Raw genomic sequence first — 22,891 nt, forward strand, 5'->3', positions numbered from 1 at the left:
TCTGGTTTCATCCGGGCGCTCATCTCAGTTTGATACGGGGGTCGATGAACGGCGCGATGATGTCGGCCAAGAGGTTGCCGAGCACGATGGCGAAGGCCGAAACCAGCGTGACGCCCATGATGATCGGGATGTCGACACGCTGGATGGCTTGCCAGGCGAGCTGGCCGATGCCGGGCCAGCCGAACACGCTTTCAACGACGACGATGCCGCCCATGAAGATGCCGATGTCGATGCCGATCATGGCGATGACCGGCAGGATGGCGTTGGGCAGCGCGTGGCGGAAAATGATGGCGCCGCGCGCCAGCCCTTTCGCACGCGCGGTGCGCACGTAATCCTGGCGCAGCACGTCGATCATCGACGAGCGCATCATACGCGCATACCAGCCGGCGCCGAGAATGCCCATGGTGAGCGAGGGCAGCACGAGATGGCGCCAGGTGCCGTAGCCACCGATCGGAAACCAGCTCAGCCTGACCGCAAAGACGTAGAGCAGCAAAAGGCCGACGACGAATTGCGGCGCCGAGACGCCGACGAAGGAGGCGACCATCAAGGTCTGGTCGGTGGCGGTGCCGCGCTTGACGGCGGCGATCAGGCCCATCGAGAGGCCGATCAGCAATTCGCACAGGATGGCGCCGACCATCAGAAGCAGGCTGGCCGGCAGCCGCGAGACGATCAGCTCGGTGACTTCGGAGCGCTGGATGTAGGAACGGCCGAGATCGCCGCCGACGAGCTTCACCAGATAGTGCCAATACTGGACGACGAAGGGCTGGTCGAGGCCGAGCTGCTGGCGGATGTTCTCCACCGTCTGCGGCGTGGCGCTGCGGCCGGCGATCTGGCGCACCGGGTCGGCGGGCAGGAGATAGAGCAGCGCGAAGGTGATCAGCGAGACGCCGAGCAGGATGAGCAGCGACTGGATCAGGCGGCGGCCGAGATAGGCGATCATGACCTGCCCCCCATTATTCCCGCCCTCTCTGCGTCGGGTCGAGAATGTCGCGCAGCGCGTCGCCGATCAGGTTGAAAGCCAGCGCCAGCGCCAGGATCGCGGCGCCGGGAAAGAACACCAGCCAGGGCGCGGCCTGGAAATAGGTCTGGTTCTCGAAGATGATGTTGCCCCACGATGCCGTCGGCGGCTGCACGCCGATACCGAGGAAGGAAAGCGTCGCCTCCAGCAGCACCGTGGTCGAGATGCCGAGCGTGCCCCAGACGATGATGGTGGGCAGGAGATGCGGCAGTATGTGGCGAAACAGGATGCGCGGCGCGCTCGCGCCGATGGTGCGCTCGGCGTCGATGAACTCGCGTTCGGCGAGCGACGAGGTTTCGGTGTAGATGACGCGCGCGGTCTGCACCCAGTTGACCAGGGCGATGACCATGGCGACGATCCAGAGGCTGGGCTGGAACACCGCCGCCAGGCAGATGGCCAGCAGCAGCGCCGGGAAGGCCATCATCAGATCGGTGAAACGCATCAGCGCGCTGCCGACCCAGCCGCGGAAATAGCCCGCGCTGACGCCGACAAGCGTGCCTATGAGCAGCGCCACGCCATTGGCGACGATGCCGATGATCAGCGAGGTGCGCGCGCCGTAGAGGATGCGGGTCAGAAGATCGCGCCCGAGCAGGTCGGTGCCCAGCCAGAATTTCGCGGTCGGCGGCAGCGGCGAGCCCTCGATGGTCAGGCCGTCGAACATCTGCTCGTTGGGATCGTAGCCGGTCAGCCACGGCGCCAGGATCGCGCCGGCGACGACGATGGCGACGATGACCAAGCCGAGCAGCGCCAGGCGGCGCTTGATCAGCCGGCGCCAGACGCCGGCGCGCGGCTTGGCCGGCATGCGCCCGGCCGTGAGATCAGGCGCGATGGGACTGGTCATCGCCGCCTTCCTCTTCGGTCTTGGCCTCGTCCGTCATCGCCACGATACGGCGCGCGGCGTCCTCGACGCTGATCTGCCAGCTCATCGCCAGCGAGCGCAGCTGCGCATAGGCGCGGTCGTCGTCGCCGCCTTTCGACAAAGCCGAGACAGCCCGCACGATGGTCTGGCGCTCGGCGACACGCTGGCGCAGCGCGGCGATCTCGCCGGCTAAATGTTTTCTCGCCTCGAAACTCTGCCGCGCGATCAGCAATGCACTGTAGACGCCGGCATTGCCGACCGGCTTCAGGAGCTGGGCATCTGCCTTGTGCGACAGCGCCCATTCGATGCGGCCGGGCGCTTCGGACCCGATCAGCGCCACCATCGGCATCGGCGCCTCGCCCGGCTTCCAGGGGAATTGCTCGTCGAAGCCGAGATCGGCGTCGAAGAAGACGAAGTCGGCGGCAAGCGCCTCCGGCGCCAGTTCCGGCCAGCAGTCCACGGTGACAAGCCCGATGGCCGACAATTGCCTGGTGATCGCCTGCACCGTCGGGTGCGGGCGATGCAGGACAAAGGCCCTGGCGCCGCCGAGATTGGGGATGCGCGGGGTTCGGGTCACGACACCACCCTGAGGCGTGGCCGGCCGAATGTCTTTGCGGGGTCGTAGCGCGACAGATACGGGTCCGGCGCGACCTCGTCCTCGCGGCTGACGACTTCGAAGAAGCCATCCGCGATCCGGCCGATGATGACAGGCAGCGTCGCGTGCTGGGAATGGGCGTCGATGGCGATCGGGCCGAGGCGGGTGGAAAAGCGCCGTTCGGCGAAGGCCTTGGAAAATTCCGCCGGGCCGGCGTCGGGATCGCGCGACAGCACGTCGGCCATCACCTGCACCGAGGCATAGGCGGAGGCTTCGAAGGAGGAGGCGAAGGCGGCCGGCCTTGGCGCGAAATAGGGCCCGACCGACAGATGGCCCTTGCCGGTCTCGCCGATCGCCGGCAGCTCACCCTCGGTGAGGTTGCAGGAGATGACCGGGCAGTTTTGCGAACTGAAGGCGGGATCCTCAACGCCCAGGTCACGATAGGCCGCCAGGAAGGCATAGGACGAGGTGCCGATCAGATTGTTGAGGACGAAGTTCGGCCGCGTCGCCCGGATTTCGGCGATCAGCCGCGACACGTCGGTCTCGCCGATGCGCAGATAGCGCTCGCCCAAGACCTTGCCGCCGGCGTCCGCGATCAGGTCGCGCGCGACGCGGTTCATCTCCCAGCCCCAGATGTAGTTCGAGCCGAGCAGAAAACCGTTGGCGCCGAAGCGCGGCACGACATGAGCCAGCAGCGGCACCAGGTGCTGGTTGGGGCAGGCGTGCATGTAGACGACATGCTCGTTGGCCTCGAAACCCTCATAGGGGCAAGCATACCAGAGCATGCCGCCGGCCTTCTCAAGCACCGGAATCGTTTCCTTGCGGCTCCAGGAGGTGACGCAGCCGACGACATGGCGGGCGTTGCTGGTTTTGAAAATATCCTCGCACAGCGTCGCGTAGCGATCGGCATTGCTTTGCGGATCGCGCTCGACCGGCACCAGCTCGATGCCTGAACTCCTGTCGGCGTTGATGTCGGCGATGGCGCGCATGGCGCCCATGCGACACGCGTCGGAAACGAGCTGATAACTGCCCGAGCGGGAATAGAGGATGCCGATTTCGATGCGCCGTTTCAAACAGGACCCCAGAAATGACAATGCCCCGCAGCCAGCGCCGGAAAAGGCGAGGCATACGAGGCATGTTTGCCGCCCGGCGATCAGAGCCGGTATTTGGCCTTAGCGTATTCGGTCCGGCGGGTCAGTCAAGCCCTCAACGCCATCCGCGTCAAACAGCGAAGGCCGGCCATCGCCGTTTTCCGCGAAATCCGCTGCCGCTATTTGGCCGCCGGCCTGTGTTGGCGGGCATAGGACACGCAAGCATCCACGGTGCTGACACAAAGCGCGTCGCGCCTGTTTGGCAGATTGTTGTCGCCGGCGTAGGCAACTTCGGCGACGCGGCCGCCGACCATGCGGACCTGCGTGTCGCAATAGCCGCCGGGAGCGACATTGAGGGAGCCACCGAGCGCCGGGACCGGCCCCACCGACAGGGTCGGGACGACGATGCTGAGATTGCCGCGCTGAACGACGCGCTTATAGGTCCAGATCTGGCCGGATCCGCCGGCATCCGCGGTGGCGGTTGGAAACCCCGCGCACATACGAACGTCGGCTTCGCTGAGGCCTATCATCTCCTTGCGAGCCGCCGCCGCCGTGGGATCAACCTTGGCGATGCGCGACGTGTCGTCGGGAACGACGCAGGAAGACTGGACGACGACGATGAGACCAGAAAGGGCAAGCTTTCGAATACAGGAAAATGTCATACCGAATGTTGAGATCGCGTGCGCCCGGCCGCTCTCCCTACCTAGGCATGCAGGCCGCCGGATCAACCCGCGCACCTTCACGAAAAGGTGGCCGTGGCCGCATCGGGGAAGAATGCTGGCTTCAGGCACAATCAATCAGCGTAAGGATCACTGGCCCCGCAATTGCCTCCGCCGCCACGCGGCCGGCGCCTCGCCGGTACGCTCGCGGAAGAAGCGGGAGAAATAGGCCGGATCGTCGAAGCCGATTTCGTAGGCGATGTCCTCGACCGTGCGCACGGTGAACAGCAGCAGCCGCTTGGCTTCCAGCAACCGGCGCTCGCCGACCACCCGCTTGACGCCGCTGCCCAGCACCGCATGGGCGGCCTTGTCGAGCAAATGCGGCGTCGTGGCGAGGGCCTCGACGTAGCGGTCGACCGGCCAGTTGTCGCGGAAATGCGCATCGACGAGCCTCCGCAGCCCCCGCGCCAGTGACGTGTCGGAAGAGCCCCGGGCATCCGTCGCCTCAGGAGCGAGCCTCGCTATATGGGAGAGCGCGACAGCGATCAGCGCCGGCAGCACCTTGTCGCTGCCGCCCTGCGCCTCGGCGTATTCGGCGGCGATCATGTCCAGCACCGTTGCCAGCCTTTGCCATGCGGCGTGCTGGGACAGGGCGTCGGTGAAGACCGGCCGGTCGAGCGGCAGCAGGCTGTGGCCAGCAAGCGTGGCGAGCGCATCGTCGGCGACCGAGACGACGATGGCGTCGGTACCTGGCCCGATCGAAAAACCATGCACGATGGTGCTTGGCACGAAGCTGACGGCCGGCGCCGAAAAGTCCCAGGAGCGATCCTCGATGCGGTAGGTGCCGGAACCGCCGGTCCAGTAGGTGATCTGGCCCATCTGCGGGTGCTTGTGCGCGGCAACCTGGCCAAGGTGAATGTTGCTGCGGGCAAGCACCGTCTCGACATGCAGGAAGCCAACATCGAGCGGCCGCACCGGCTCGCCATAAACGAAGAAATCGGGGATGGAATTCTGGCTCATGGCGCCGGAAAAAGTCCAATCGGTTTTGCCGTTCCGTCCATACCCGATCGCCAGCGGAGGCGCTAGGGTTGCGGTACAAAGTGGAGGAGCATCATGCGGTCGGAAGATTTTCGCGCGGACAAAGCGCGCCCGTTCACCGGGGCGGAATATCTGGAGAGCCTGCGCGACGGGCGCGAGGTCTATATCAATGGCGAACGCGTCTCCGATGTCACCACCCATCCGGCGATGCGCAATTCGGCACGGTCGCTGGCGCGGCTCTACGATGCGCTGCATGACGGCAAGCGGCGAGAGACGCTGACCTCTGCGACCGACACCGGCTCGGGCGGCTACACCCACAAATATTTCCGCGTCGCCAGATCTTCCGGCGAACTCGCTGCCCAGCAGACGGCGATCGCCGAGTGGTCGCGGATGTCCTATGGCTGGATGGGGCGCACGCCCGACTACAAGGCGGCGCTGATGAACACGCTTGGCGCCAATGCCGACTGGTACGGACCGTTCAAGGACAATGCGCTGGCCTGGCACAAACGCGCCCAGGAAGCCGTGCTGTTCATGAACCACGCAATCGTCAACCCGCCGATCGACCGCCACAAACCGGCCGAACAGGTGAAGGACGTCTTCGTCCACATCACCAGGGAGACGGATGCCGGCATTTTTGTTTCCGGCGCCAAGGTGGTGGCGACGTCCTCGGCGCTGACGCACTACAATTTCCTGGCGCAGGGCTCGGCGACGGTGACGGAGGATCCGTCGCTGTCGGTGATGTTCATCGTGCCGATGAACGCGCCGGGGATAAAGATGTTCTGCCGCGTCTCCTATGAGCAGACGGCCAACACGGTCGGCGCGCCCTTCGATTATCCGCTTTCGTCGCGCTTCGACGAGAACGACGCCATCCTGGTGCTCGACAATGTCTTCATCCCCTGGGAGGACGTGCTGGTGCTGCGCGATGCGCAGAAGATCCTGTCGTTCCACCCGGCATCCGGCTTCATGCATGGTTACTGCTTCCAGGGCTGCACGCGTTTTGCCGTCAAGCTCGACTTCCTCGCCGGCCTGCTGGCCAAGGCGCTGCGCGCCACCGGCGGCGACGCGTTTCGCGGCAACCAGGCAGCGCTTGGCGAGGTCATTGCGCTCAGGCACATGTTCTGGAGTTTCTCCAATGCCATGGCCCACAACCCGATCCCATGGGCGAACGGCGCGGTGCTGCCCAATCTCGATGCCGCGCTCGCCTACCGCACCTTCATGTCGGAGGCCTATCCGCGTGTCATCGACACGGTGCGCCGTGTGATCGCGTCCGGCCTGATCTATTTGCCGTCGTCGGTGCGCGATTTCAACAATCCCGAGATCGACAAATATCTGGCGCAATATGTGCGCGGCTCCAACGACATGGGCCACATCGAGCGCATCAAGATCATGAAGCTGTTGTGGGACGCGACCGGCACCGAGTTCGGCGGCCGCCACGCGCTCTACGAGCTCAACTATGCCGGCGCCCCGGAAGAGGTGCGCCTGCAGGTTCTGAAAGGCGCCGAGCGCGGCGGCCGGCTGAAGGCGATGGAGGAACTCGTCGACACCTGCATGGCCGACTATGACGAGCATGGCTGGACGGGCGACACCTGGTTGCCGCCACTCACTCCAACGGCGGGATGAAGCCTATGGCCGCGCAGATTTCGAAAGCCGATTTCCGCGACGCCATGGCAAGGGTCTGCGCGCCGGTCAACATCATCACCACCGACGGGCCGGCCGGACGCGGCGGCTTCACCGCCACGGCCATGTGCACCGTCTCCGACGAGCCGCCGACGCTGCTTGTGTGCATGAACGGACGGTCGACGCAGGCCGCCATGTTCCTCGCCAACCGGCGCTTCTGCGTCAACGTGCTGACGCATGACCACATGCATCTGGCAGGAAAGTTTGCCGGCGCGACCAGGGACATGGAAGCCCGCTACTCGTCGGCGCGCTGGCAGACGCTGACGTCGGGCACGCCGGCGCTGTCGGACGCGATCGTCAATTTCGACTGCGAGATCGAGACGGTGCACCTCGTCGGCACGCACAATGTCATGATCGGCCGCGTCACCGACGTCAGGCACGGCAGCGGCGGCTCGGCGCTGCTCTATGTCGACCGCAACTACACGCAGCCGACGCGGCTGGGGAGTTTTGGCGGGTGAACAGGCCTTGGGAGCGCGGTACAGGCATTGGAGATCGGCCGCCGCCCTCTCAACCTCGTCATCCCTGGGCGGAGCAGCCGCGAAGCGGCGTCGCGGAGACCCTGGGATCCATTCCGTGACATTAGACGACGAGTGCAGCGGTGCAGAATCTGCACCGTGGGGGCGCTCAGGAGTCCCGGCATGGATCCTAGGGTCTGCGCGACGGAGCTTCGCTCCTGCTTCGCCCTAGGATGACGACACGATGGATGTCGCGGCTAATCGCAAAGGCGTGTTGCTGTCCTGGCGCGATCATGCGAGCCGCCGCGACGAACCGAAAAGCCTCAGCTCTCGCCGTCGATCAGGGTCTCCAGCAGGTCGAGCAACTGCTCCAGCCGCTCATGGCCGAAGCGCTTTTCGATGTCGTCGTAGATGATACGGCGCTCGGGCGAGAGCGCATCGATCAGGGCCGAGCCAGCCGGCGCGATGGTCAACACGACGCGGCGCCCGTCGCCTTCCGCCTTGTTGCGGGTGATGAATTTCCGGCCCTCGAGCGCCTTGATGATGCGGGTCAGGCTGGGCGGCAGCACCGAGGCGCGCTCGGCAAGCTCGGTCGCCTCGACCGGGCCGGCCTCGCTCAGCACGCGCAGAACGCGCCATTGCTGCTCGGTCACGTCATGCGCGGCAAGCATGGGGCGAAACCGCGCCATCACGACTTCGCGGGCGTGAAGCAATGCCATCGGTAAGGAGCGACGAGTGTTTTCCGGCAGCAAGAAGCAGCGCCCCCAATAAATGCGGTGGTCGGCGAGTCTTGACCCCACATGGACCAACGTCAAACCCCGACCTTTCCATCCCGTATCGTCGCCTCCAGCCCGATGCAAGACTTGACTTTGGGGGTATATCATGTAATTAACGCGTTAACTACAAAATGCAAGAATCCAGGGAACGAAACGCGGTGCCGCACTTCTCCATCGAGTATTCGGCCAATCTCGATGCCAAGGTCGACATGAGTGAATTGTGCGCGCTGGTGTTGCGCACGGTGCTCGACACCGGGCTGTTCGAGACCGGCGCCGTGCGGGTGCGGGCTTTTCGCGCCGACGCCTACGCCATTGCCGATCGCCTGCCGGAAAACGCCTTTCTCGATATGTCGTTTCGCATCGGTAGCGGCCGCAGCGCCGAGGACAAGAAACGCACCGGCGAGGCCGTGTTCACCGCGGTAAGCCAATACCTGGCAACGCTGTTCGAGACCCCGCATTTCGCCTTGTCGCTGGAGATCAGGGAAATCGACCCGGTGTTGAGCTGGAAGAAGAATGCAATCCACCCGCGGCTGCGCGGCAAGTGACGAAAGACCGACATGTCCGATCTCGAAGGCAATCTGAAAAAGGCGCAAGCCTACCTCGCCCGCTTCAAGCGCGATGGCGTGCTGAACCAGATCGGCGGCGAAGCGGTGCCTGCCGCCGACGGCTCGACCTTCGAGACGTTGTCGCCGGTCGATCTCAAGCCACTGGCCAAGGTCGCGCGCGGCGGCATCGCCGACATCGACCGCGCGGCAAAAGCGGCGAAGGCGGCATTTCCGGCCTGGGCCGGCATGCCTGGCGAGGCGCGCAAGAAGCTGCTGCACAAAATAGCCGACGCGATCGAGGCGCGCGCCGAGGAGATTGCCTTCGTCGAATGCATGGACACCGGCCAGGCGCTGAAGTTCATGGCCAAGGCCGCACTGCGCGGCGCCGAAAACTTCCGTTTCTTCGCCGACCGCGCGCCGGAAGCGCGTGATGGCGAAACGCTGCGGACGCCTGGCCAGGTCAACATGACGACGCGGGTGCCGATCGGACCGGTCGGCATCATCACGCCGTGGAACACGCCATTCATGCTGTCGACCTGGAAGATCGCGCCGGCACTGGCCGCCGGCTGCACGGTGGTTCATAAGCCGGCTGAGTTCTCGCCGCTGACGGCGCGGCTGCTGGTCGAGATCGCCGAGGAGGCCGGCCTGCCGAAGGGGGTGTGGAACCTGGTCAACGGCCTCGGCGAACATGCCGGCAAGGCGCTGACCGAGCACCCCGACATCAAGGCGATCGGTTTCGTCGGCGAAAGCCGCACCGGCTCGATGATCATGAAGCAAGGCGCCGATACGCTGAAGCGCGTGCATTTCGAACTCGGCGGCAAGAACCCGGTGATCGTCTTCGCCGATGCGGATCTGGAGCGCGCGGCGGATGCGGCGGTATTCATGATCTACTCGCTCAACGGCGAGCGCTGCACCTCCTCGTCGCGGCTGCTGGTGGAGGCCTCGGTCTATGACCGGTTCACCGATCTGGTGGCGGAGAAGGCCAAGCGCATCGAGATAGGCCATCCGCTCGACCCCAACACCGTGGTCGGGCCGCTGATCCATCCGGTGCACGAGGAGAAGGTGCTGTCCTATATCGAGATTGGCAAATCGGAGGGCGCGGTGGTCGCCGCCGGCGGTGGCAAGTTCGCCGGTCCGGGCGGTGGCTGTTATGTCAGCCCGACATTGTTCACCGGCGCGACCAACAGGATGCGCATTGCCCAGGAAGAGATTTTCGGGCCGGTGCTGACCGCGATCGCCTTCAAGGACGAGGCGGAGGCGCTGGCGCTGGCCAACGACACGCAATATGGCCTCACCGGCTATCTCTGGACATCCGACGTGACCCGCGCCTTCCGCTTCACCGATGCGCTGGATGCCGGCATGATCTGGGTCAATTCGGAGAATGTGCGCCATCTGCCGACGCCGTTCGGCGGCGTCAAGAACTCCGGCATCGGCCGCGACGGCGGCGACCATTCCTTCGATTTCTACATGGAGACGAAGAACGTCGCCTTCGCCACTTCGGCGCACGCAATCCAGAAACTCGGCGGCTGACCGGAGGAAATCAGATGCCCTTGCCCAAGCCCAACCTCTACCCCGCCTTCAACATCGTTCGTCTCAGCCATGTCGAACTGGCGGTAACCGACCTTGCCCGATCCCGCGCCTTCTATGTCGACACGCTCGGCCTGCAGGTCACCGACGAGACATCAGGCGCCATCTACCTCAGGGCCATGGAGGAGCGCGGCCATCACTGCATCGTGCTGCGCAAGGCAACGACGCCGGAAGCCCGCGACCTCGGCTTCAAGGTTTTTTCCGACGAGGACCTCGACAAGGCAGAGCACTTCTTCAGGGGCAAGGGCCTGCCGGTCGAATGGGTCGAGCGTCCCTACCAGTCGCGTACTTTCCGCACGCGCGACCCGCATGGCATTCCGCTCGAATTCTGCGCGACGATGGATCGGCTGCCGCCGATCCACCAGAAATACGCGCTCTACAAGGGCGTGAAGCCGTTGCGCATCGACCATTTCAACTGCTTCTCGCCCAATGTCGACGAGTCCGTCGCCTTCTACAACGAGCTCGGTTTTCGCGTTACCGAATATACGGAAGATGCCTCAAGCGGAAAGCTGTGGGCGGCCTGGACACACCGCAAGGGCGGTGTCCACGACATCGCCTTCACCAACGGTATCGGCCCGCGCCTGCACCACGTCGCCTTCTGGGTGCCGACGCCGCTCAACATCATCGACCTGCTCGACCTGATGGCGACCACCGGCTACCTGCCGAACATCGAGCGCGGCCCCGGCCGGCACGGCATTTCCAACGCCTTCTTCCTCTATGTGCGCGACCCCGACAATCATCGCATCGAGATCTACTGTTCGGACTACCAGACGGTCGATCCGGACCTCGAGCCGATCAAATGGGATTTGAAGGATCCGCAGCGCCAGACGCTGTGGGGCGCGCCGGCGCCGAAGAGCTGGTTCGAGGAAGGCAGTGTCTTTGCCGGCGCGGAGGTGCGGCAGCCGGATCTGGCGGCTTCGCCGATTGTGGCGCCGTGATGGGCTATTAGGAGATGTCGGCGTTCTGTCGCGCCCCCCTCTGTCCTGCCGGACATCTCCCCCACTTGGGGGGAGATTGGCTGTCATCACCCCCTTCGCCTATTTTCAGCGTTGCTAGTAAGGCGCCTACGGCGCGGCCGGCTGATCTCCCCCCAAGTGGGGGAGATGTCCGGCAGGACAGAGGGGGGCGTCGTAGAGCTCGGCGGTTCCGGTTGGCCAGCAGCAACGACCGTGGAGTATCAGCATGAGCGCCCGCCTCGCCACCTTCACCGTCGGCGGCAAGACACGCTATGGCGCCATCACCGCCAAGGGTGTCGTCGACCTGTCGGCTCGCCACGGCCAATGGCCGACATTGCGCGAGGTGATCGAGGCCGGCGCCTTGCGGCGCCTGGCTGACGAGGCCGAGGCCTTCGCCGCCGATTTCCCGCTCGACGCCATCACCTACGACATCCCCATTCCCTCCCCGGAAAAAATCATCTGCGTCGGCGTCAACTATCCCGACCGCAACGAGGAGTACAAGGACGGGCAGGCAGCTCCCGCCAACCCCTCGCTGTTCATCCGTTTTCCGCGCTCTTTCGTCGGCCATGGCGCGCCGCTGGTGCGGCCGCCGGAATCACTACAGCTCGACTACGAGGGCGAAATCGTCATCGTCATCGGCAAGCCCGGCCGGCGCATCGCCGAGGCCGACGCGCTGGACCACATCGCCGCCCTGTCGCTGTGCAACGAAGGCACCATCCGCGACTGGGTGCGGCACGCCAAGTTCAACGTCACGCAAGGCAAGAATTTCGAGCGCACCGGCTCGATCGGCCCCTGGCTGGTGCCATTCATCGACGAGGCGCAGATCGCCGACATCGCGCTGACCACCCGCGTCAACGGCGAGGTGCGCCAGCAGGACCGCACCAGCCGGATGATCTTTTCCTTCCGCAAGATCATCAATTACATCTCGACCTTCACCACATTGGTGCCTGGCGATATCATCGTCACGGGAACGCCGACCGGCGCCGGCGCCCGCTTCGATCCGCCGGTGTGGCTGAAACCGGGCGATGTGATCGAGGTGGAGGCTGACGGCATCGGCGTGCTCAGAAACAGCGTCGTCGACGAGGCCGAACAATGACCCCGAGCCAAGTGGAAGAGGCCGCCGACAGGCTGTTCGAGGCCGAACGGACGCGCCGCCAGATCCGGCTGCTCAGCCTCGACTTTCCCGAGGCAACGATGGAGGATGCCTACCGCGTCCAGGCGGCGCTGGTGAAGCGCAAGACCGATGCCGGGCTGAAGCCGAAGGGCTGGAAGATCGGCCTGACCTCCAAGGCGATGCAATATGCGCTGGCCATCGACACACCGGATTCGGGCGTGCTCTTCGACGACATGTTCTTCAGCGACGGCGCGACCATTCCCGCCGGCCGCTTCATCCAGCCGCGCGTCGAGGCCGAGATCGCCTTCGTCATGAAGGCGCCGCTGAAGGGGCCCGGGGTGAGCCTCTTCGACGTGCTCAACGCAACGGACTACATCACGCCGGCGCTGGAAATCCTCGATACACGCATCGAGCGCGTCAATGCCGAGACCAAGAAGACGCGCACCTTCTTCGACACCATCTCCGACAATGCCGCCAATGCCGGCATCGTCCTCGGCGGGCGGCCGCAGCGGCCCGATCAAGCCGACATGCGCTGGATCGGCGCCATCGTCTCGCGCAATGCCGAGGTCGAGGAGACCGGGCTCGGCGCCGGCGTGCTCAACCATCCGGCCATGGGCGTGGCCTGGCTGGCCGACCGGCTCGCCCGCTACGGCCTATCGATCGCGGCCGGCGAAGTGGTGCTGTCGGGTTCCTTCGTGCGGCCCGTGGAGGCACGGCCGGGCGACACGATCGTCGCCGATTTCGGCGGTTCGGGAACGGTCAGCATCCATTTCGCGAAAGGCTGACGGTTCCCCGCCAGCCACACCGCCTCATTTGTCGCGCAAATAGGCCGCTATCACATCGGCGGCGATGTTCGACATGCGCAGGCCGACTTCGCGGGTGATGTCGCCCTCGACGCGGCTTTGCACCCAGCCCAGAAACGCGAAGGCCCGCAGCGCGGCGAACAGCGGCAGCGCAGCGATGTCCTGCGCGGTCAACTCCCGCTGCTGCCGGTAGCCGTCCAGCAGCGACGCCTCGATCAGCGGATAGAGCGGCTCCTGGCGGTTCTGGTAGAGCGCGACTGCGAGGTCATACATGTGCCAGCCAAAGCCGCAATCATCGAAGTCGATGATGCGCACCGCACCGTCATGGATCAGCACGTTCTCGCGCACCAGATCGGCGTGGATGATGCCGAAGTTGCGGGCGCTGCGTTCGTGTTCCGACAGCGCCTTCACCGCCTTTTCCCGCGCCTGGAAAACCAGATCGCGGCGCGCGCCGTCGAGGAAGGGTGAGGTCTCGAAGCGTCCCCAATTCGGGGCCGCGCCGAAGAAGCCGTCGAAGTCCCAGGCATGGCGGGTGAAGCCTGAAGGCGGCGTCCAGGCGGCGGTCACAGTGTGCATGTGGGCGATGCTTCGCCCGATCTCCCTGAAGACCTGCTCCAACTGTTCCGGCGTATAGTCCAGCGGTACGCCGCGCGCGCCGACGGCGCGGCCCTCGAGCCAGCTCAAGCAATCGACCTGGCGCGGTTGCGTCAAAGCGGCGGTGCCGACGAGCACGAACGGGTCGCCGGCCTGCGTTGCGATCGGAGACGGCGTGGCGACGCCGGCGGCTTGCAGAAAGCCCATCCATTGCAGTTCCCCGCGCAGCGCGGCATCCGTGTGGTAGCCAAGCCGATGCACGCGCATCACGGCCGGCCGGCCATCGGGCAAGTGGATCCGGAAGACGGCATTCTCACGGTATTTCAAGAGCTCCGGCTCGCCGCCGCGAACGCCCCAATGGTCCAGCGCACGTCTGGCAAGGTCGGTGACATCAGCTGCCGTTTCCGGCCCGGCATGCGTCGAGACGGCGTTCACCCCGGCACTCCGCCGACTTCGCCGAGCACGTCGTCGAACGTTTCGATCAGCAGATCCGCATTGGCGCGGGAGAAGGGCATTGGCGGGCGTATCTTGAGCACATTGCCGTGAATGCCGGTCTTGCCCATCAGCACGCCACGGTCGCGCATCGCGTTGATGACGCGGCCGGCGATGTCGGGCGCCGGCTCGCGTGTCTCGCGGTCCCGGACCAGTTCGGCGCCGAAGAACAGGCCGGCGCCCCTGACCTCACCGATGCATCCATGCCGATCGGCCAGTGGCCGCAGCAGGCCGAGCGCATAGGCGCCGACATCGCGCGCATTGGCGACGAGGTTTTCGTCTTCCAGCACATCCAGCACGGCATTGGCGACCGCGCAGGAGACCGGATTGCCGCCAAAAGTGTTGAAGTAGCGGAAGGCGTCGCGGAAGGTCGCCAATATCTCTCGAGTGGTGACGACAGCGGCGACCGGGTGGCCGTTGCCCATCGGTTTGCCCATGGTGACGATGTCGGGGACGAAACCAGCGCGCTGATGGCCCCAGAAATGGCTGCCGGTGCGGCCGAAACCGAGCTGTACCTCGTCGGCGATCATCAGACCGCCCGCTTCGCGCACCGCCGATATGGCGTCGTCGAAAAAGCCGTTCGGGAGTGCCGGAAAGCCCTCATTGGCGAGCAGCGGGCAGAGGATCATGCCGGAAAGGCCGATGCCGTCTCTGGCCAGCGAAGCGATCGCCTCGCGTACGGCATCGCCGAAGGCCTTGCCATTGGCCATCGCATCTGGATGGCGATAGCTGTCCGGGGCCGGCACCAGCCTGACATGGTGGGTGCGGCCGCCGACCGGCGGCATGCGGGTAGAGAGCTGCGAAACGGCTGTGGTGTTGCCGTGATAGGTGGCGTCGGTGGCGATGATTCCCATCTGGCCGGAGGCCGCCTGCGCCATGCGCAGCGCGATGTCGTTGGCCTCGCTGCCGGTGCAGGTCAGGATGGCGGTGGAGAGGCTGGCATCGAAGGTGGCGGTCAGCCGCTCTACATAATCGAGGATCGCGGTGTGGAGATAGCGCGTGTGGGTGTTGAGCAGGCTGGCCTGCCGGCACAGCGCCTCGACCACATGCGGGTGGCAATGGCCGACATGGGCGACATTGTTATAGGCGTCGAGATATTTGCGGCCATCGGCGTCGTAGAGCCAGACACCCTCGCCGCGCACCAGATGCACCGGCTCGTCATAGAACAGTTGCGATTTCGCGCCGAGCAGCCGGCCACGCCGGCTGACCAGTGTTTCCCCAGCCAGTTCTTGCCGCGATTGGGCCATCGGTGTACCAAACCTCCGTTGCATGCGTCAGACCTTCGACAGGCCTGCGTCGATCGCCTCACCGATCCTGGTGACGTCGGCGGCGCTGATGATGAGCGGTGGCGACAGGATGATGTTGTTGCCGGAGACGCGCAGCATGACGCCGGCTTCGTAGGCCGCTTCTGACACAACGGCCATGGTCTTCTTGTCGATGGGCTTCTTCGTCGCGCGGTCGGAAACCAGTTCCACCGCCGCCATCAAGCCCTTGTACCTGACATCGCCAACGATCGCGTGCTTGGCCTTCAAACCTTCGAGGACCGCCGCCAGTTCCGTGCCGCGCGCGGCCGCGTTTTCGTCGAGGCGAAGCCGTTTGGTCTCGGCCAAGGCCGCCAACCCGGCCGCGCAGCCGACCGGATGGCCGGAATAGGTGTAGCCGTGGCCGATCGCGCCGAAGCTGGTCTTGTCGGCCTCGAATACGTCAGCAACCTTGGCGCCGATCAAGGTGGCACCGAGCGGGAAATAACCCGAGGTGATCGCCTTGGCGATGGTCATGAAATCCGGCTTCACACCGGACAGCCGCGACCCGGACCATGCGCCGGTGCGGCCGAAGCCCGTGACCACCTCGTCGGCGATCAGCAGGATTTCGTGGCGGTCGCAGATTTCGCGCACCAGCGGCATGAAGCTTTCATGCGGGACGATGACGCCGCCCGCGCCAAGCACAGGCTCCATGATGAAGGCTGCGATGGTGTCGCCGCCCTGGAAGGCGATCTCGTCCTCCAGCGCCTTGGCGCACAGCTTCGCCAGCCGCGCCGGATCGGTCTCGTCGAACGGGTTGCGGAAGGTCCAGGGTGCGGGAATGTGGAAGACGCCGGGCAGCAGCGGTTCGTAATTGCGGCGGAAATTGGCGTTGCCATTGACCGAGGCACCGCCGAAATGCGTGCCGTGATAGCCCTTCTTCAAGGCGAGGAACTTGGTGCGGTCGCCCTGGCCGCGGATCTTCCAATATTGCCTCGCCAGCCGCAGCGCGGTTTCGACCGAATCCGAGCCGCCCGAAGTGAAGAAGGTGCGCACCATGCCTTCCGGCGCGAACCATTCCGCAAGTTCGTAGGCGAGTTCGATCGACGGTCCGGTCGAGGTGCCGCGAAAGCCGGAGTAGTAAGGCAGTGCGCCGAGCTGGTCGGCGATGGCTTTCTTGATCGGATCGCTGCTGTAGCCGAGATTGACGTTCCACAGGCCGCCGACGGCGTCGAGCACGGTGTTGCCGGCGATGTCGGTGACCATGACGCCCTCGCCCTTCATGATCACCTTGGGCGGATTGGCTCGCATCTCGGCCGGATGCGCCATCGGGTGCCAGATCGGCCTGGCGTTGGTCTCGGTGAGGAAGTTGATGTCGCGCATCACAAGGCTCCGCAAAAGGTCTCAGGCAGCTGGGACGAGGTCGAAATGGCCGAGGGCCTCGGCATAGGAATGGACCGGCCGGGAAACGTCGAAATGAACCGTACGCATGCCGGCGGCACGGCCGCCATCGACATTGCGCTGCTGGTCGTCGACGAAGACACAGGCGGCGGCAGGCAGGCCAAGCGCTTCGGTGACGAAGGCGTAGGCACGCGGATCCGGCTTGAGGATGCCGGTATAGGTGGCGTCGACGATCACGTCGAACAGGTCAAGCAGCGGCAGCCGCCGGCGGAAGCCGGCGCCGTAGAACAGGTCGAGTTCGTTGGACAGGATCGCCAGGCGAAATCCCGCCGCGTGGACGGCGCGAATGGCGCTGATGGCTTCCGGCCGCACCACCTTTTCGGGCTCGGCGCCACGCGCGCGCTGGACGAAGGTTTCCATCGCCTGCCAGTCCTCGCCGACAAGCCGGCCGACCTCGCTGGTACGCGTGCGCCAATAGTCGCGCTCGCTGATCTCGTCGGCCTGCATGGCACGCCACAGCGGATCGCTGCCTGGATCGAACGGGCCGCGCCACTGCAGCGTTCCCGGCTTCAGTCCCAGCGCCTGTTCGGTCAAGGCATGGGTCTCGAACAGCGTGCGGGTGACGACGCCGCCGAAATCGAGGACCAGCGCCTGCGCGGAAACAGCACTCACGCGGCGACCTCCTTGGCCGGCATGCCGCGCGGAATGATGCCTTCCCCGACCCAGCGGTCGAAGATCTCCAGCGCCTTGGCGACGAAGGTGTCGCTGTTGATGTGGGCGTCGATCTCGTGGAACTCGACTTGCGCCGGAATAGACTTGCGCATCTCATCGACGAAAGCGGCAAGCGCTTCGGGCTCATAGAGCGGCTCGCCCTCGGTGTCCCATTCCTGGATGCCACGGGAAGGCAGGATGAGGGCGGAACGGCCCTTTGCCATGCCGAGCTTCCCGGCGATGGTCCGAGCGACCTCGCGGCGGTCATCCGCATCGACTGTAATCGAGGCAATCAGCCTGTTGTGGGCGTGGAACGGGCGTTCGGAAAATTTAGCCGGCAAATCCTGCCAGGTTGGCAGGTCGACCATGTCGACCGCGCCGGGTGCCGCGATCTGCGGGACGCCGCGGGCGCCGGCATTCTCAAGCCGGTCGGCGCCGGAGCTGACGACGGAGCCGGCCAGATGGTTGGTGATCTCCTGCAGGCTGAAATCGAACACCGCGCAGAAATGATCCTGACCGGCGATCGATTCGAAGGCACGACCGCCCATGCCGGTGGTGTGGAAGACGGCGACGTCATAGCCGCGCCGTTCCAGCGCCGGCTTCAGCGTCTTCATGTAGCGCAGGCAGGAGCTGCCGAGCGAGGTCATGCCGATAGTCGGGCCTTTCGCCGGCGCGGAGGCGCGGGTTTCAAGCATCATCTTCGTCGCGCCGACGACCGCGCCGCAGGCCTGCGACAGGACGAGCTTGCAGATCGAGTTGAGGCCGTAGAGCCCGCCGGCCCAGAGGATCATCATCAGGTCTGGCGCGACCCGCTCGGGCGGGATCAGGTGCGAATAGGCGATGGTCGAGACGACGAATTTCGGCACGCCGAGCGGCAGGCAAAGCGCGACATCGAGCGCCAGATCGGTTCCCATCGAGCCGCCTATGGCGATGAAGGCGTCGATCTCGCCGTCTTGGTGGAGCTTGCGCGCCAATTGCACGGCGCCGCCCGCCATCAGCGTCATGGCGGTGTTCTCGTCGCCGCTGGAGATGATCTCGGCGATCGTGACATCCACGGCGCGGGCGACCGCGTGCTTGTCGTGATCGGGGCTGTAGGGCGGGTCGCCCAGCACGCTGACATCCATCATCACGGCGCTGCCGCCCGATGCCTTGATGCATGCTTTCATGAACAGCAGTTCTTCGGCCTTGGTATCGCCGGTGCCGATGACCAGGATGCGGGGTTCGGACATCAGGCCTGCCTCCTCAGCGCTTGCAGATTGTCGCCGTTGAGCCGCATCGAAATCTCGCGCGCCGCGGCCACGGCCGCAAGTCCGCGCTCGGCGATGTCGGCCGCCGTCGTCCTGGCCTTCGGCGCCGCCACGGCGATCGTGCCTAGCGCGAACCCATCCGCCGCCAGGATTGCCGCGGCGACTGATATGACGCCTTCCTCCAGGCCCTGGTCGCAAATCGAATAGCCGCGCTCGCGCGCCTCGCCCATGGAGCGCGCGAGCGCGGCCGGCTCGGTCAGCGTATGCGCGGTGAAGGCCTCCAGGGGAGTGGTCAAACATGCCTTGACGGCCTCGTCCCTGGCGAAGGCCAGATAGACGATGCCCGAAGCGGTAGAATGCAGGGGCAGGAGTTGGCCGATATCGACATTGACCCGGTTTGCCCGCGCCGGATGCTCGACATGGACGGTGACCAGCCGGTCGATGCCGTATTCCGACAGATGCACGGTCTCGGCCGTGGCACTTGCCAGATCCCGCACCAGCGGCACCGCGGTCTGCAGGAAGGGAAAGCGGGCCTCGCGGATACGCGCCAGCCGCGACAGGCCGGCGCCGAGCCGGTAGAGCCGTGTGGCGGCATCCTGCTCGACGAGACCGTGGCCGGTCAGCGCCACCAGCAGGCGCCGCGTCGTCGCCTTGTCGAAACCCGACCGGCGCGCGAGGTCCGACAGTCCGAGCTCGGGCTCGGCCACGGTGAACAGCTCCAAGAGTGAAATCGCCTTGCCGACCGTACTCAACGCATTCCTCCCAGCAATGTGCGCCCCATAAGCGGCAATCAATTAACGTGTGAATTAACTTGACAGGAAGCCGCTTTGTTTGCAAGTCTATATTCAAAATAACGGTTCAAATAATGAACCACATCCAGAGCGTATGGGACAGGCCATTCGGCCGGCAAGCCAACCGGTTTGCAAACAGGAGGGACCAATGTCAGCAGTTTCGGAAGCGGCGCCGGCCAACAGGCTGCGCAAGAACAGTCTCGGCGTCGGCGCCATCACCTTCATGGTGATCTCGGCCGCCGCCCCGCTCACGGCGGTCGCCGGCGGCACGCCGCTCGGCATGCTGATGGGCAACGGCGCCGGCTTTGCCGGCACCTATCTGATCGTCACGGTGCTGCTGCTTCTGTTCGCGGTCGGCTATGTCGCCATGTCGCGCCATGTTGGCAACGCCGGCGCCTTCTATGCCTATGCCGCGCGCGGCCTGGGCGGCCTTGCCGGCGGCGCCACGGCGCTGATCGCCATCCTGTCCTACAATGCCATGCAGATCGGCGTCATGGGCCTGCTAGGCGCCGCGACCTCCGGGCTGTTCGCCAGCTGGGGCATCAACCTTCCCTGGTGGGTGTGGAGTTTCATCGCCATCGCCATCGTCGCCGTGCTCGGTTACCGCCAGGTCGACCTGTCGGCCAAGATCCTGACGGTGCTGGTGCTGTGCGAATATGCCGTGGTGCTGATCCTCGACCTGGTGATCCTCGGGACCGGCGGCGACAGCGGCCTCTCGGCGGCCCCGTTCAGCTGGAGCCAGATCACCTCGGGCGCGCCGGCGATCGCCATCCTGTTCTGTTTCGCCGCCTTCATCGGCTTCGAGGCGACGACGATCTACGCCGAGGAAGCCCGTGATCCCAAGGTCACCATTCCGCGCGCCACCTACTTCTCGGTGCTGCTGATCGGCGTCTTCTACATGGTCACCGCCTGGCTGATGGCGGTGGGCGCCGGCGTCGACAAATTGCTGCCGGCGCTGCAGGGCCTGCAGGACCCGACCACCTTCCTGTTCGGCCTCTCCGACCGCTATGCCGGAACGCTGCTCACGCACGCGATGAGCATCCTGTTCGTGTCGAGCCTGTTTGCCGGCGTGCTGGCGTTCCACAATGCGGTTGCCCGCTACATCTATGTCTCCGGCCGCGAGAAGCTGTTGCCGCAGTCGATCGGCGTGACGCATTCGGCGCACCAGAGCCCGCATGTCGCTTCGGTGATCCAGAGCGTGTTGGCGGCAGTCGTCGTCGGGCTGTTCGCCGTCCTCGGGCTCGATCCGGTGCTGGCGCTGTTTTCCTGGCTGACCAATGTCGCGACGCTCGGCGTCATCGTCATGATGGCGGTCGCCTCGCTCGCTGTGGTGATGTACTTCCGCGCCAACCCGTCGGCCCAGGAGAACGCGCTCAAGACCACGATCCTGCCCGGGCTGACCTTCATCGCCTTCGTCGTCATCATCTACCTGATCGTCATCAATTTCGGCAGCCTGTCGGGGGCCGGCGGCTTCCTCGGTGCGTTCCTGCCGGGACTGGTGCTGATCGCCGGCGTGGTGGGCCTGCTGCTGGCAGGCGCGTTGAAGAGCCGCGATCCGGTGGCCTTCGACAATCTCGGCGTACCGCTCAAGGATTGAGCGAGATATCAGGGCGGCGTATCACGCCGCCCCGCAGACCCTCCTGAAGTGAGAATATAATGATCAGTCAAAGTGCCATCGACACACTGCGCAAGGCGGAGATCGGCGCGCGCGGCCTGTTCATCGATGGCGCCCAAGCGGAGGCGGCAAGCGGCGCGAGCCTGCTGGTGATTTCGCCGATCGACGGCCGGCCTTTCGCCAGCATCGCCGACGGCAATCCAGCCGACATCGACCGCGCCGTGCGCTCGGCACGCAAGGCGTTCGAGAAGGGTTCATGGTCGCGCGCTGCCCCCGCTTTCCGCAAGAAGGTGCTGACCAGGCTCGCCGAACTGATCGAAAGACATGTCGACGAGCTGGCCGTGCTCGGCGTGCGCGACAATGGCACCGAGATCGGCATGGCCTACAAGGCCGAGCCGTTGTCGGCGGCCGGCACCATCCGCTACTACGCCGAGGCGATCGACAAGGTCTATGGCGAGATCGCGCCGACCGCCGACAACGTGCTCGGGCTGATCCACAAGGAGCCGCTCGGCGTCGTCGGCGTCATCGTTCCCTGGAACTTCCCGCTGATGATCGGCGCCTGGAAGATCGCGCCGGCGCTGGCCGCCGGCAATTGCGTGGTGGTCAAGCCGCCGGAGATCGCCTCGCTGACGCTGCTGCGGCTGGCCGAACTGGCTGCCGAAGCCGGGCTGCCCGCCGGCGTGCTCAATGTCGTGACCGGCAGGGGCGCGGTCACCGGCGAGGCGCTCGGCCTGCATGGGGATGTCGACGCCATCGCCTTCACCGGCTCGGGACCGGTCGGCCGCCGGCTACTCGAATACTCCGCCCGTTCCAATCTGAAGCGCGTCTTCCTCGAACTCGGCGGCAAGTCACCCAACATCGTCTTTGCCGACGCGCCGGACCTGAAACAGGCGGCTGTCGTCTCGGCCAACGGCATCTTCCGCAATTCCGGCCAGGTCTGCGTCGCCGGCTCGCGGCTGCTTGTCCAGGCCTCCGTCTATGACCGTTTCATGGACGAACTGCTCTCGGCGACCACAAGGCTGAAGGTCGGCGATCCGCTCGATCTCGCAAGCGATGTCGGCGCGGTGTCGAGCGCGGAGCAGCTGGCCAAGAATCTTGGTTTCGTCGCCAAGGCCACTGAAGAAGGCGCGAGGCTGGTCACCGGCGGCGAACGGATCCTGGCCGAGACCGGCGGCAGCTACATGGCGCCGACGATCTTCGAGAACGTGACGCAGGACATGCAGCTTGCGCGCGAAGAGGTGTTCGGGCCGGTGCTCGGCTTGATGCGCTTCGAGACCGAGGAGGAGGCCGTGCGGCTCGCCAATTCGACCGTCTATGGGCTCGCCTCGGCGGTGTGGACGGCGAACCTTTCCACCGCGCACCGCATGGTGCGCGCCATCCATGCCGGCGTCGTCCACGTCAACACCTATGGCGGCGCCGACATCACGGTGCCGCTTGGCGGCGTCAAGCAATCCGGCTTCGGCCGCGACAAGTCGCTGCACGCGCTGGAGAAGTATCTCGAGCTGAAGACGGCATGGATTGCCCTTTGAGGGGCCGCCGGATTCGCTGAGAACCTCACCGCTTCTCGACGCCCGCCGGATCGCACCGCAACCCTTGCGGTCGATCCTGGGCGTCTTTTACTCCCTT

Annotated in this window: 22 protein-coding genes; 9 read left to right on the plus strand and 13 right to left on the minus strand. The window is 65.3% G+C overall.

Features of this window, described 5'->3' with window-relative positions:
- Positions 1-19: 19 nt before the first annotated feature.
- From EN851_RS25655 to EN851_RS25680, 6 genes are all read right to left on the minus strand, one after another.
- Positions 20-940: an ABC transporter permease gene (locus EN851_RS25655; protein ID WP_127278048.1), complete on the minus strand. Its 921-nt coding sequence runs from the start codon at positions 938-940 to the stop codon at positions 20-22.
- Positions 941-953: 13 nt separating this feature from the next.
- The gene (locus EN851_RS25660) at positions 954-1,859 is read right to left on the minus strand and encodes an ABC transporter permease (protein ID WP_135921852.1); all 906 of its coding nucleotides are present in this window, start codon (positions 1,857-1,859) and stop codon (positions 954-956) included.
- A complete protein-coding gene (locus tag EN851_RS25665; RefSeq protein ID WP_135930245.1) occupies positions 1,837-2,454 on the minus strand; it encodes an ANTAR domain-containing protein in 618 nt (205 codons plus the stop codon). Before EN851_RS25665 ends, EN851_RS25660 begins: the two co-directional genes overlap by 23 nt.
- Positions 2,451-3,545, minus strand: coding sequence for a transporter substrate-binding protein (locus tag EN851_RS25670; RefSeq protein ID WP_135930246.1), 1,095 nt, complete (start codon positions 3,543-3,545; stop codon positions 2,451-2,453). The genes EN851_RS25665 and EN851_RS25670 overlap by 4 nt, the downstream gene beginning before the upstream one ends.
- A 197-nt stretch (positions 3,546-3,742) precedes the next feature.
- Positions 3,743-4,225 (minus strand): hypothetical protein, encoded by a 483-nt coding sequence (locus tag EN851_RS25675; protein WP_135930247.1) that lies wholly within the window; start codon positions 4,223-4,225, stop codon positions 3,743-3,745.
- 147 nt (positions 4,226-4,372) lie between these two features.
- Positions 4,373-5,242, minus strand: coding sequence for a helix-turn-helix domain-containing protein (locus tag EN851_RS25680; protein ID WP_135930248.1), 870 nt, complete (start codon positions 5,240-5,242; stop codon positions 4,373-4,375).
- Between the two features lie 93 nt (positions 5,243-5,335).
- Between EN851_RS25680 and EN851_RS25685 the strand changes: the two genes are divergently transcribed.
- Positions 5,336-6,880, plus strand: a complete 1,545-nt coding sequence (locus tag EN851_RS25685) for a 4-hydroxyphenylacetate 3-hydroxylase N-terminal domain-containing protein (protein ID WP_135930249.1) — start codon at positions 5,336-5,338, stop codon at positions 6,878-6,880.
- 5 nt (positions 6,881-6,885) lie between these two features.
- Positions 6,886-7,395 carry a flavin reductase gene (locus tag EN851_RS25690; protein WP_135930250.1) on the plus strand — a complete coding sequence of 170 codons (510 nt, stop codon included), beginning with the start codon at positions 6,886-6,888 and terminating at the stop codon, positions 7,393-7,395.
- 320 nt (positions 7,396-7,715) lie between these two features.
- Here the strand turns inward: EN851_RS25690 and hpaR are convergent, their stop codons facing one another.
- Complete coding sequence (gene hpaR / locus EN851_RS25695; RefSeq protein ID WP_245520809.1) at positions 7,716-8,111, minus strand: homoprotocatechuate degradation operon regulator HpaR; 396 nt, start codon at positions 8,109-8,111, stop codon at positions 7,716-7,718.
- A gap of 215 nt (positions 8,112-8,326) precedes the next feature.
- Here hpaR and EN851_RS25700 point away from each other — a divergent pair, with 215 nt between their 5' ends.
- From EN851_RS25700 to hpaH, 5 genes are all read left to right on the plus strand, one after another.
- Positions 8,327-8,713, plus strand: a complete 387-nt coding sequence (locus EN851_RS25700; RefSeq protein ID WP_135917552.1) for a 5-carboxymethyl-2-hydroxymuconate Delta-isomerase — start codon at positions 8,327-8,329, stop codon at positions 8,711-8,713.
- A gap of 12 nt (positions 8,714-8,725) precedes the next feature.
- Positions 8,726-10,243: a 5-carboxymethyl-2-hydroxymuconate semialdehyde dehydrogenase gene (gene hpaE / locus EN851_RS25705; RefSeq protein WP_135930252.1), complete on the plus strand. Its 1,518-nt coding sequence runs from the start codon at positions 8,726-8,728 to the stop codon at positions 10,241-10,243.
- 14 nt (positions 10,244-10,257) lie between these two features.
- A complete protein-coding gene (gene hpaD, locus EN851_RS25710) occupies positions 10,258-11,238 on the plus strand; it encodes a 3,4-dihydroxyphenylacetate 2,3-dioxygenase (protein ID WP_135930253.1) in 981 nt (326 codons plus the stop codon).
- A gap of 244 nt (positions 11,239-11,482) precedes the next feature.
- A complete protein-coding gene (locus tag EN851_RS25720) occupies positions 11,483-12,352 on the plus strand; it encodes a fumarylacetoacetate hydrolase family protein (RefSeq protein ID WP_135930254.1) in 870 nt (289 codons plus the stop codon).
- The gene (gene hpaH, locus EN851_RS25725) at positions 12,349-13,155 is read left to right on the plus strand and encodes a 2-oxo-hept-4-ene-1,7-dioate hydratase (protein WP_135930255.1); all 807 of its coding nucleotides are present in this window, start codon (positions 12,349-12,351) and stop codon (positions 13,153-13,155) included. Before EN851_RS25720 ends, hpaH begins: the two co-directional genes overlap by 4 nt.
- Before the next feature lie 24 nt (positions 13,156-13,179).
- On the opposite strand, the gene EN851_RS25730 is transcribed toward hpaH, so the two are convergent.
- Genes EN851_RS25730 through EN851_RS25755 form a run of 6 tightly spaced genes read right to left on the minus strand, consistent with a single transcriptional unit; the run spans position 13,180 to position 19,611 of the window.
- The gene (locus EN851_RS25730; protein ID WP_135930256.1) at positions 13,180-14,202 is read right to left on the minus strand and encodes a phosphotransferase; all 1,023 of its coding nucleotides are present in this window, start codon (positions 14,200-14,202) and stop codon (positions 13,180-13,182) included.
- Positions 14,199-15,485 carry an aminotransferase class III-fold pyridoxal phosphate-dependent enzyme gene (locus tag EN851_RS25735; RefSeq protein WP_189521940.1) on the minus strand — a complete coding sequence of 429 codons (1,287 nt, stop codon included), beginning with the start codon at positions 15,483-15,485 and terminating at the stop codon, positions 14,199-14,201. The genes EN851_RS25730 and EN851_RS25735 overlap by 4 nt, the downstream gene beginning before the upstream one ends.
- Positions 15,486-15,533: 48 nt before the next feature.
- Positions 15,534-16,883: an aminotransferase class III-fold pyridoxal phosphate-dependent enzyme gene (locus EN851_RS25740; protein WP_135930258.1), complete on the minus strand. Its 1,350-nt coding sequence runs from the start codon at positions 16,881-16,883 to the stop codon at positions 15,534-15,536.
- A 21-nt stretch (positions 16,884-16,904) separates the two neighbouring features.
- Positions 16,905-17,573 carry an HAD-IA family hydrolase gene (locus tag EN851_RS25745; protein ID WP_135930259.1) on the minus strand — a complete coding sequence of 223 codons (669 nt, stop codon included), beginning with the start codon at positions 17,571-17,573 and terminating at the stop codon, positions 16,905-16,907.
- Positions 17,570-18,841, minus strand: coding sequence for a Tm-1-like ATP-binding domain-containing protein (locus tag EN851_RS25750; protein WP_189521934.1), 1,272 nt, complete (start codon positions 18,839-18,841; stop codon positions 17,570-17,572). Before EN851_RS25750 ends, EN851_RS25745 begins: the two co-directional genes overlap by 4 nt.
- Positions 18,841-19,611 (minus strand): IclR family transcriptional regulator, encoded by a 771-nt coding sequence (locus tag EN851_RS25755; protein ID WP_135930260.1) that lies wholly within the window; start codon positions 19,609-19,611, stop codon positions 18,841-18,843. Before EN851_RS25755 ends, EN851_RS25750 begins: the two co-directional genes overlap by 1 nt.
- A gap of 187 nt (positions 19,612-19,798) precedes the next feature.
- On the opposite strand from EN851_RS25755, the gene EN851_RS25760 reads away from it, so the two are divergent.
- Positions 19,799-21,247 (plus strand): APC family permease, encoded by a 1,449-nt coding sequence (locus EN851_RS25760; protein WP_135930261.1) that lies wholly within the window; start codon positions 19,799-19,801, stop codon positions 21,245-21,247.
- 59 nt (positions 21,248-21,306) lie between these two features.
- Positions 21,307-22,794, plus strand: a complete 1,488-nt coding sequence (locus EN851_RS25765) for an aldehyde dehydrogenase (RefSeq protein WP_135930262.1) — start codon at positions 21,307-21,309, stop codon at positions 22,792-22,794.
- The last annotated feature ends 97 nt before the right edge of the window (positions 22,795-22,891 follow it).

The sequence above is a fragment of the Mesorhizobium sp. M8A.F.Ca.ET.208.01.1.1 genome (assembly GCF_004791315.1).
Lineage (GTDB): Bacteria > Pseudomonadota > Alphaproteobacteria > Rhizobiales > Rhizobiaceae > Mesorhizobium.

Bases quoted from the DNA above. Each gene is read 5' to 3' on its own strand.
- EN851_RS25740 (WP_135930258.1), bottom strand. From the start codon at position 16,883: ATGCGCGACATCAACTTCCTCACCGAGACCAACGCCAGGCCGATCTGG.
- EN851_RS25760 (WP_135930261.1), top strand. From the start codon at position 19,799: ATGTCAGCAGTTTCGGAAGCGGCGCCGGCCAACAGGCTGCGCAAGAAC.
- EN851_RS25690 (WP_135930250.1), top strand. From the start codon at position 6,886: ATGGCCGCGCAGATTTCGAAAGCCGATTTCCGCGACGCCATGGCAAGG.
- hpaD (WP_135930253.1), top strand. From the start codon at position 10,258: ATGCCCTTGCCCAAGCCCAACCTCTACCCCGCCTTCAACATCGTTCGT.
- EN851_RS25720 (WP_135930254.1), top strand. From the start codon at position 11,483: ATGAGCGCCCGCCTCGCCACCTTCACCGTCGGCGGCAAGACACGCTAT.
- hpaR (WP_245520809.1), bottom strand. From the start codon at position 8,111: ATGGCATTGCTTCACGCCCGCGAAGTCGTGATGGCGCGGTTTCGCCCC.
- hpaH (WP_135930255.1), top strand. From the start codon at position 12,349: ATGACCCCGAGCCAAGTGGAAGAGGCCGCCGACAGGCTGTTCGAGGCC.
- hpaE (WP_135930252.1), top strand. From the start codon at position 8,726: ATGTCCGATCTCGAAGGCAATCTGAAAAAGGCGCAAGCCTACCTCGCC.
- EN851_RS25660 (WP_135921852.1), bottom strand. From the start codon at position 1,859: ATGACCAGTCCCATCGCGCCTGATCTCACGGCCGGGCGCATGCCGGCC.
- EN851_RS25750 (WP_189521934.1), bottom strand. From the start codon at position 18,841: ATGTCCGAACCCCGCATCCTGGTCATCGGCACCGGCGATACCAAGGCC.
- EN851_RS25685 (WP_135930249.1), top strand. From the start codon at position 5,336: ATGCGGTCGGAAGATTTTCGCGCGGACAAAGCGCGCCCGTTCACCGGG.
- EN851_RS25655 (WP_127278048.1), bottom strand. From the start codon at position 940: ATGATCGCCTATCTCGGCCGCCGCCTGATCCAGTCGCTGCTCATCCTG.
- EN851_RS25765 (WP_135930262.1), top strand. From the start codon at position 21,307: ATGATCAGTCAAAGTGCCATCGACACACTGCGCAAGGCGGAGATCGGC.
- EN851_RS25675 (WP_135930247.1), bottom strand. From the start codon at position 4,225: ATGACATTTTCCTGTATTCGAAAGCTTGCCCTTTCTGGTCTCATCGTC.
- EN851_RS25680 (WP_135930248.1), bottom strand. From the start codon at position 5,242: ATGAGCCAGAATTCCATCCCCGATTTCTTCGTTTATGGCGAGCCGGTG.